Source organism: Streptomyces sp. NPDC090442 (genome assembly GCF_044769405.1).
GTDB lineage: Bacteria > Actinomycetota > Actinomycetes > Streptomycetales > Streptomycetaceae > Streptomyces.
This window is the reverse complement of record NZ_JBIVXW010000047.1, coordinates 63,791-72,630: the sequence shown is the minus strand read 5'-3', so window position 1 is coordinate 72,630 and position 8,840 is coordinate 63,791. Positions and strand designations below refer to the sequence as shown.

Here is an 8,840-nt window from a genome sequence, read left to right as displayed (position 1 = left end):
CGAGCCTGATGAGTCATCACAACCCAGACAACTCATAGAAACCACTCCATGTCCCCAACCGTGAGCAAGATCATCAATCGTGGGGCGACCCGTTAGAACCCTGCTTCGGGTTCGGCAATATCCGGGCCGCGAAGATAGCGTGCATTCCCCGCACCTGTTGAGGTCCACCAGCCGTTGACGCTCGCGTCTGGTGCGCGATCCTGAGAAACGCCAACGCAGTAATGCATGTTGCTGATCCTGGCGTGCGGAGCTTCGGGCGGGTACTGATCAGGGATGGTCGCCCATACCACACGCGTAAAATTCTTTGGGGCACCGATGACGTTTCGCCCATTGACGTCGGGAAGATACAGCCCCGGGTCGGGATCGCTTTCGCGCTTCCAAAACCCGGCAATCTGATCCCGGTTACTAGCCGGCGCCTTCGGCAATCCGCTGTGATAGCGGAATTGCAGTTCGACGGTGTAAACACTGTGGCCTGTGGAGTAGTCCCACCCGTATTCGATCTGGTGCAGCCATCGGCAGCCCACCTGCCCGAGGTAATCGCTCCTTGGGTCACCGGGCAGCAGCATGACACCGGATGCGGAAACAATCTCCCGTTGCGGCCCCGCGCCTGATCCGATGTTGTGCCGGAAAGCGGCTAGCCGAACCTCAACCTCGTTGACATTGGGCCGGATTGCATAGGTGTTGAATCGGCATTCCACGCGGTCAAACTTGAGCCCCGTAACATTGGCGACGCCGACGGATGACCACGAATTCCCCTCCACCCCTACTCGCGGAATGGCTGCTACTTCAGTCGCCGGGTACTGGTCAAAAACTGTTTGCGGCACCGGCTTTCGTTCAAGTGCGGTAATGCGTCGCTTGAGTAGTGCAATCTCCTTCCCCAGGTCTGGGGATGTAGAGCCAGGCATAGCCATTAGGTGGCAGTCTCCTTAAACAGTTCGGCGGGTACCAGGTCGAGCGACAGCCGGTCGCTACCGTCCTTTTCAACCGCAACACTTGTTTTAGTCACGACATACTCAGCGAAAGACAGATTCAGGAACCCGTCATCCGTGGTACAGGTGGCCAGCATTCCCGGCCGGGCCGCAAGCGGGCTATAGACATTCGGGAATGTGTGTGCAGCCGGTAGGATCACCGGGGCCGACCCAAACGAGAGCGCGGTATTGCACTTGTACGTGAGAGTTGCGCTTTCTTTTGCGCTGCCCTCATTCAGCACTACATCGAGCGCCGGCAGTCCTTTCCGGGTAATGAGGGTCATGTTCCGGGCCGAGGCAAACGGTGTCATCTGTGCCTCACCATCCGTCGCCCCCACCGCATATGCATGCGAGGCCAGTCCGGAGCCGTCCACACTGATTTCCGGGAATTCGCACGTCTTACCCTGGCGCAGCAGTAGGCCGCTACCGTAGGGGTGCCGGTCCGTGGTGTTGTAAAACCGGTGCCCTATGGTGTCTGACGTTTTGAAATAGGGTTCAAAGTAGAAGAAGAACCCGCCCCAGCTTTTACCGGTCTGCGGGTCCGTCCCCGAAATATCGTCACACAGGTTATCTATGATGTCGGCAACCGACTTGAACTCGTACGGGTTCCACACTCGTGTCCGTTTAAAGTTCGTCGGTACGACTCCACTCGTATCGGTGCCGATACCGTAATTCACAGTGACATTGTCGATCTCCCATTTCAGGATCGCGGACTGTTCCTTGTCCTTGTGGATCTGTCCCTGTACGGGCGTGTGTCGGTGTCGGTAAAACGACAGGTAGCCGGCAGCGTTGACCTCGATCGATAGCGCCCGCACGTCGTACCGCCACGACCACACAAGGCCGCCCCAGACGAGTTCGTTGCTGCGCTGAATGGCCACGCCGGTACGCACCCGGGAACACGTCCTCGTGGGTCAGCTCGTGGCCACTGGCCTTTAGCGCTCCGAGTGGAATACTGAATGTGCAGGTACCCGGGGCATCCAATTCGTAGCCATACGACAGCGACGACACGGGCACGGCTGCCGTGATTTTCTGCGTCTTCATGTCGTAGAGCAGAACCTTATAGGTGTTCACTGCACCCCCTACTAGCCCAGTGAGCCCGGTTGGATAATCGCTGTGCCGGTCACGGTGAATGTGTCGCTTTTGCCGAAGGTCACGTAGCCAGTGGTGTTGAAGTCGCCTGCCTGAGTCCGGGACATGGCCCACAATCGCGCGACGCTTGCGTTGTCGTCGTAAGTCATCTGCACCATGCTCCGGTTGACTCCCCCGATTTCCGTGCTGAGTACCCACCAGCCCCAGAACACGTGAGGCCCGACGTGTCGCCATGGGACAGACACATTCACGTTCCCGTCTCGGGCGGCGCCGGCCGCCACAAATTGCATGGTGAACGCGATTACGTTGTTTGATATGCGAACGTAATTGCCGGTCCCCGTAAGCCGGGGATCGTCTGTGGTCGGGGTAAACGTGACCGATGGGGAGGCCCAACCCTTTACCGCGTCGCCGACAGAGCCGTTGACACCATTGTCAGACCACAACTTGAGGTCACCATTTTGAGACCAGAGCACACCGCCGTTGCTCGGCTTAGCTGTGGGCGGGGTGTTGGCGTTTCCGATGCCTAGCACACCGACGCCGTTACCAAAGGAACCGGTCGGCGAGCCGACCTCTACACTTCCATTCAGGTAGGTATTTCCGTCAGACACCTTGAACCGGCCGCTAGGAACTGTAAGCGCGTCGCTTGCCACACTGTCCCCGGAGGCGACCAGGCCCCGTTGAAAGTCCGCGGTTCGGTTGGCGACCATTCGCCCCGTTGAGTTGATTGCGAATAGCCAATCAGACTCGCCCTTGCCAACCACCTTGAAAATATCCCCGGGGCCGTCCTGCTCCACCTTCATGGGGGATTTCAGCCCAGTCAGGTTGTCCACTGATCCCGCGGGGCCCTGATCGCGAATCCACGCGCCCTCGCGGGTCTTCACGTACCGATACCCTGTCCCGAGGTCCGTGTACTGTGTCCCTGCGGCGAATGGTTCTAGGTCCGCGCTCTCCTCAGATGGCGCGCCTACTCTCGCCGGCCCTGAACGAGTTACAAGGAATTGCCCAGAGGTATTTAGCCGCTGATCGGTAACGCCGACCTGATCGGCATCGATTGAGAACTCGCCGAGTAGCAGATACCGACCCACGGGAATGCCCGCGCGTGAAACAGCCCGGATAACCAGCGCGTTCTCACGATCACCCGCTGATCGGTCTGTCACCTGCGCGATAATGGCGCCTTCCGTGACACCAGATAGGACCGGATCAACCGTGACAACCGCGTCACTCTCGACCCAGTAGACCCCGCCTATCCCGTCACTGATCCACGCAGCACCCGGAGCAACATCGACCAGCCGCCGGTCGGACGACGCCGGGCTAGGCATAAGCGAACTAGCGGTGTCGAACCCCGCGGCCTGGTCCTGCATGCGGCCGAGCATGCGCCGAAACTTCGCACCCGAGTACGTGGACCCATCCTGAAAATTGACGTAGTAGGCCACGTGCCCCGCCCCCTATCTATGAGAACGGGCCGGGAGTCCATGAGACCCCGGCCCGCTTTTGCGTGTTCTCGTTCTCGTTGGCCTCACTCAATGCCAACTGCGTTACACCGGGCGGCAGTTGCCAGAACTGCGAGCCCTGATCCCATCGTGTCCGGGGTACCTCGGTAGCCCCTCCGTTTGCCTCGCCCAACGTGATCACCCACTCATCACGAGCGGCATTCGCCGTGAACGAGAGCCATTGCCCCGCCTCGACCTTCAGCGCGGAGACGCCAACGAACGCCCCCGTGGTGACATTGCGTATCCGTACACCGTTCATAGGGCCGTAAGCCGTGATCGTGCACGGCCGGGCCACCAACGAGCCGTTACGGCAGTACGCATCCCGGGAGCCGCCCGCGGAACTGTCATCCGGGATGAACAGGCCCGAGTGCGCATCGAAGACCAGCGGCGACGGGGCACCCCCCTCACTCGCCCCGAGACCGCGATACATCTCCCGTGTGATCCGCCCCGCCGGCCCGTCTACCGGGTAGATGCGCGGATCGGTACAGACGAACTGCATGTTCAGCGCGGGGGCACCGGCAGCCCAACGCCGGCCGATCGGACTCTCACGTTTCCGAAGCCGTGCACGGACGTAAGCCTCAACTCCCTGAGCAACACCGGGAATTCGGAAACGTAGCCGCTGTTCCTCGTGCGTGGACCGGAGAGCGGAGTACACCAACGCCATCACGTCGGATAGCTCCTGGTGGCTGTACGCGTTCACCGTGGCCATTACGTCGATGCTCCGGCCGCCCTGCCAGTCATAGCCGGGCCATAGCCCCTCGTAGGCGATCAGCTCAGTGTCATTGCTCCGTACGTCGGGCAGGTCCGCAAGACCGCTGACTTCCTCGATGACGATGGGGCTGGAGCCCCCTAGCACCAGGCCGCCGAACTCCATAGCCCACGGCTCCAGTTCCGCCGGTGTCATTGCCCGTACCTCCGTAGCTGCCAGGCAACCTCACGGCCGATGTCGTGAGGGTTGGCGTTGGTCTGCGCGTTGACAGTGACCGTTGTGCCGTTGCGTGCCGTACCACTCCACGGCCGCGCCCCCTCCGGCCCGCGGGTATCCGGCAGCCGCACCCGGGGGGTTGTGAGCGGGACATCGAGGCGTTCGGCAGCAGCCGTAATGGGGGCTGCCCAGTCGTCCGCGAACGCCGAGATGCCCGGCATCACTGGAGCGGGGACGAGCGTCCGCATGGCCCGCTCTACAGCGGGCTGCCCCAGCTTCACGCCCTCGACAACGCCGGCCGGGATGAACCGGCCGATGCGGTCCCGCATGAGCCGCGAGGGCGAGCGAATCCCAAGGGCCCTAGCGATGGGCCCCGGGATCATGTCAGCAGCCCAGCCCGCGAGGGTATCCCGGAGCCATGCCCCCATCGATTGAATACCGCGCCATAGCCCACGTATCAGGTCCATTCCATGCCCGTAGAGCATCGAACCAAAGTTCCCGAAATAGCTGACGATTCGACCAGGCAGGCCACTTACCCAATCCAGCATGGAACCAGCGACACGCATGGTGCCGCTCTTGATCGCGTCCCAATGCTTGATGATTAGCCCCGGTAGTGTCCAGTTCAAAAAGAATGAAACGATGCGCCCGGGGATCGATTTGACGAAATCGATGATCCCATTCCAGGCAGACGACGTAACCGAACTGATCGCATCCCAGGCGATAGAGATCAAGTTTTTAAGGTAGGTCAGTGCCCCCGAGATGACTCCGCCGATCGCGTCCCAGACGGACGAGATGATGAGCTTGATTCCCTCCCAGGCTCCGGACCAGTCACCAGTAATGATGGAGGTAACCGTTTTGATGACGCCCTGAATCACACCTAGGGCTCCCTGAATGACACTGCTAATCATCTGCCAAACACCCTTGGCCATGCCGATGATGTTGTTGCCCCAGCGGTTCCAAACGGCTTCAATGATCTCTACAGCCGTAGAAACCACGTTGCCGATTAGGCTCATGGCGGACGAGAAAAGCGAACCAAGCTGAGACAGGATCGGCTGAATTTTCGCCCACATCTGCCCGCCGGATTCAGCGAGCTGAGCAAAAACCCGTTTCGCCGCATCAAACACCGGTTGAAGTGCAGTCATCACCACGCCGAAGCCGGCCCGGAGAGCCGCAAAGAGTTTATCGACCGCAGTGCGAAACGGCTCGCACTTGTTGTACGCCAGGACGAGCCCGGCGACCAGTGCGGCAATGGCAGCAACTACGAGCACAACCGGATTGGCCATGAACGCAAGGTTCAGCCCGCGCACAGCAGCAGTTACCGCCTTGATAGCCGGGCTGACCTTACCTAGCCACCCAAAAAGCAGCCCACCAATTTTGAGCATCGGGCCAATAGCGGCAGTGATCGCACCGAGGGTGAATGCCCATTTCAGAATCTGCGGGCTCGTGGACGTGAGGCCACGGACGAACCCCGTAACCTTGCCGAGTATCGCGGTGAACGCGTCCAATACGCCCGACTCAGAGATGGCGATAGCCAAGCCTTCAATCGCCGACGTAAAACCGAACATGCCGGCCTTCGCCGTCTTATTCATGTCCGCCGCGAAACGGTCAGTCGTGCCCTTGGAATCTCTTAGGGACTTATCCAACTTCTTAAATGCGTCAACACCCTGGTCCTTCAGTGCGCTGTAAGCACGCGCACCCTCGGTACCAAAGAGAATGTTTGCCTGTGCAGCCGTGAGGGTCTTCTTTTGCAGCTTTTCTAGGACCTGAGTAAAGGGAAGCATGTTGCCCTTGGCATCCATGAAACTCAGGCCCAGCTCACGCTGAAGGTTCGCGGCCTTTCGCGATGGCTTCTGAATGGCCCGGAGCATGGCACCTACGGCAGTACCGCCCATACTCCCCTGCAAGCCAGCGTTACCGAGTAGGGCGAATGCCGATGCCGCTTCAGTGACGGAAAGGCCCGATGCCTTAGCCATCGATCCGCCGTATTTGAACGACTCACCCAACATGTCTACATCGACGTTTGCCGACTGTGCAGCCTTCGTCAGAATGTCGGTTGCCGTACTCGCCTGACTGGCCTTGAGCTGGTAGCCGGTCATGATGTTAGAGACGATATCCGCTGTGCGGCCAAGGTCCATATTCGCGGCAGCCGCACCGTTCAGCACGGCGGGCATGGCTGAATATATCTCTTTCGGTTTGAAACCGGCCATAGCGAGGAATTCCATACCCTCTGCGGCCTGAGTGGCGGAGAACTGAGTTTCAGCGCCCAGCTTCTTAGCCTGCGTGCGCATCATCCCGAAATCTGCACCCGAAGCCTGAGAAATATTCTTCACCCGGGCCATCTGATACTGAAAGTCGGCGCCCATTTTAATAACGGCCGCACCGACTCCGCCGAGAGGTAGCGAGACATTACGCGTGAGGGTGCTACCAACATTTTTCATGGAGTTGCCCAGCGAATTCATGCGCTGCGACATCGTCCGGGAAATCGTCTGCCCGGCTGCCATTCCTGCTTGACGCGCCGCCCGCTGCACATCACTCAGCAGTTTGTCTGCGCGCGCCTGTAGCTCGATGTAGGCAGCGCCGGCCCTCATTGCGTTAGCCGTGCCTGCCATAACGCCCCCCCTTACTGTGTTACCGGCTTCTGACCCATCTTGCGTGCGAGCTGCATAAGGCCCCGGTTTTCCGCGGCAGGTTTCCCCGTTTCGATGCCGGGGCGCTCGATGGGTTTGGGATGCGGAACGGGGTTATCTTTTGCCCCGCCGAGAGTGACGATTGTGCCGCCGAGCAAATAGGCGACAACCCCGAGACTGTCAATCACGCCCGCGAGTAGGTGACGTTCTGGCGTCCATAGCGCGCCTTCGCCGGCCAGCGTTCGTGCTAGCGCCGACTCGTCTGGTGCGCGCTCAATGAGAACCCCCAGGCGACGCCAGGTCAGCCTAGGGGTCCCCAAATCCGCTATGAGATCGAGATTCCAGAATCGCAAAAGGTCCGATTCGATATCGTTCCCGTGCTCCGCCACAAACTCAGCGAGCGCGACTATTCCCCCACGGTCGCGCCCTGGTCCTCCGCGTAGGCGCCAATCACTAGCATCACGTCATCCGCCCGGCCGCCGGCCTCGCGAAAGTCCTCGTAGGCGTCCCCCATAAGGGCCTGCGCGGCTGCAACATCGTCCCCGGCCTTGAGACTGGCCTTTACCTCGTCGTCCCAAAATCCGGGTGCTGCAATGGTGTAGGTCGCGCCGTTGTGCTCGAATTCGACAACGTCCCCGCCGGTCTTGTCTGCGTGCGCCTGGCGCAGCTCGGCGAGGCGGTAACGGGTCTTATTGGGCTTACTCATGGTGTTTGACGCTCCTGTTTGTCGAGTGGGCATTGTCTATTCCTTGATCTCAGGCGGTGGCGCAACCTCGGCATAGAAGTCCGGGTCAGTGATCTGCCACTGTGCCAGTGAGTCGCCGCTGCCGAGTGCCTGAAGAGTCATTCCCCAGGAAACGGCATCTCCGCCGGAGAACTTGGGCGATTCCACTTCGGAAACCTGCCCCTTCGGAATGAACATGCGCCAGGTCTTGTCGTCGCCATCGCGCCACTCGAATAGGTAAGCGCTCTTCGGGCGGGCAACATTCGGTTGAATATCCAGAGTGACAGACCTTGCAACCTTATCCACTGTGGGCACAGCACCATAGAAAGTGCCGAGAACGTCTGGGGAGGATTCCAGCGCCGACAACTTGAGAGTCAGGGTGCGACCCTTAACAATCACGCGGACGGTGCCCCGGCCCCAGCTCTTGACCTCCTCCGTGTCTTCTTCAAAATTGTGTTCCACGCCGTCATCAGTGAAGGCACCTAGCGGCGTCCACTTCTGCATATCGGCAGGCTTACCAGCGGGCGGAATATCAGTGCCGGTGTCGGCCGTATAGATAGTTCCGGTGACTGCCACCCGTACGAGATCGGTGTTATATCCCTCGGCGTCACGCGCCATGCTTATTTCCCCCTTGGACGGATTGATATCTGAAACGTTGTGATCCAGCGGCTTAGTTCTGTGAGGTCATCCACCATGAATGTCAGCCCCGCTAGTACGTTGACCCGCGCGAACAGTGTCCCTGTAATCCGGGTTGCCATGAGGGCGGCGGTCACGTCCTGGGCTACGTCGTGGGCCGTCTCCCGCGAGGCCGCCCAGGTTTCAACGTCGAGCGTGGCAATGTCGAGCGCGGGCCATCGCATGTGGCCGCCGATCCGGCGGACGATGACAAGCGCCCGGGTGCCGTCGTACGAACCCGGCACGTAGGTACCGAACTCCGTTGCCTTGGACAGGTGTTGACGCAAGTATTCGAGCGTCAGTGCCTCGGCATCCGGAAACACCGGCGCCATGCTCACCCCC

The 8,840-nt window shown here is 60.1% G+C and carries 9 protein-coding genes; all 9 read right to left on the bottom strand.

The features are described 5' to 3' along the window. Positions 1-92: 92 nt before the first annotated feature. The 9 genes from ACIQU6_RS29105 to ACIQU6_RS29065 all read right to left on the bottom strand — a co-directional run bounded on the left by ACIQU6_RS29105 (position 93) and on the right by ACIQU6_RS29065 (position 8,830). On the bottom strand, positions 93-911 hold the full coding sequence (locus ACIQU6_RS29105) for a hypothetical protein (RefSeq protein ID WP_403484659.1): 819 nt from the start codon (positions 909-911) through the stop codon (positions 93-95). Then, a complete protein-coding gene (locus tag ACIQU6_RS29100) occupies positions 911-1,858 on the bottom strand; it encodes a hypothetical protein (RefSeq protein ID WP_403484658.1) in 948 nt (315 codons plus the stop codon). The genes ACIQU6_RS29105 and ACIQU6_RS29100 overlap by 1 nt, the downstream gene beginning before the upstream one ends. A 192-nt stretch (positions 1,859-2,050) precedes the next feature. Beyond that, a complete protein-coding gene (locus ACIQU6_RS29095) occupies positions 2,051-3,490 on the bottom strand; it encodes a hypothetical protein (protein ID WP_403484657.1) in 1,440 nt (479 codons plus the stop codon). 16 nt (positions 3,491-3,506) lie between these two features. Next, positions 3,507-4,451, bottom strand: coding sequence for a hypothetical protein (locus ACIQU6_RS29090; protein ID WP_403484656.1), 945 nt, complete (start codon positions 4,449-4,451; stop codon positions 3,507-3,509). Then, positions 4,448-7,081 (bottom strand): phage tail tape measure protein, encoded by a 2,634-nt coding sequence (locus ACIQU6_RS29085; RefSeq protein ID WP_403484655.1) that lies wholly within the window; start codon positions 7,079-7,081, stop codon positions 4,448-4,450. Before ACIQU6_RS29085 ends, ACIQU6_RS29090 begins: the two co-directional genes overlap by 4 nt. Positions 7,082-7,092: 11 nt before the next feature. Then, positions 7,093-7,488, bottom strand: a complete 396-nt coding sequence (locus tag ACIQU6_RS29080; RefSeq protein WP_403484654.1) for a hypothetical protein — start codon at positions 7,486-7,488, stop codon at positions 7,093-7,095. 17 nt (positions 7,489-7,505) lie between these two features. Continuing rightward, on the bottom strand, positions 7,506-7,805 hold the full coding sequence (locus ACIQU6_RS29075) for a hypothetical protein (RefSeq protein ID WP_403484653.1): 300 nt from the start codon (positions 7,803-7,805) through the stop codon (positions 7,506-7,508). Positions 7,806-7,841: 36 nt separating this feature from the next. After that, complete coding sequence (locus ACIQU6_RS29070; protein WP_403484652.1) at positions 7,842-8,441, bottom strand: hypothetical protein; 600 nt, start codon at positions 8,439-8,441, stop codon at positions 7,842-7,844. A gap of 2 nt (positions 8,442-8,443) precedes the next feature. Further along, positions 8,444-8,830 (bottom strand): hypothetical protein, encoded by a 387-nt coding sequence (locus ACIQU6_RS29065; RefSeq protein WP_403484651.1) that lies wholly within the window; start codon positions 8,828-8,830, stop codon positions 8,444-8,446. Positions 8,831-8,840 lie beyond the last annotated feature (10 nt).

Excerpts from the sequence above, each read along its gene's own strand:
- ACIQU6_RS29105 (WP_403484659.1), bottom strand. The coding sequence starts at position 911 with ATGGCTATGCCTGGCTCTACATCCCCAGACCTGGGGAAGGAGATTGCA.
- ACIQU6_RS29090 (WP_403484656.1), bottom strand. The coding sequence starts at position 4,451 with ATGACACCGGCGGAACTGGAGCCGTGGGCTATGGAGTTCGGCGGCCTG.
- ACIQU6_RS29085 (WP_403484655.1), bottom strand. The coding sequence starts at position 7,081 with ATGGCAGGCACGGCTAACGCAATGAGGGCCGGCGCTGCCTACATCGAG.
- ACIQU6_RS29075 (WP_403484653.1), bottom strand. The coding sequence starts at position 7,805 with ATGAGTAAGCCCAATAAGACCCGTTACCGCCTCGCCGAGCTGCGCCAG.
- ACIQU6_RS29070 (WP_403484652.1), bottom strand. The coding sequence starts at position 8,441 with ATGGCGCGTGACGCCGAGGGATATAACACCGATCTCGTACGGGTGGCA.
- ACIQU6_RS29065 (WP_403484651.1), bottom strand. The coding sequence starts at position 8,830 with ATGGCGCCGGTGTTTCCGGATGCCGAGGCACTGACGCTCGAATACTTG.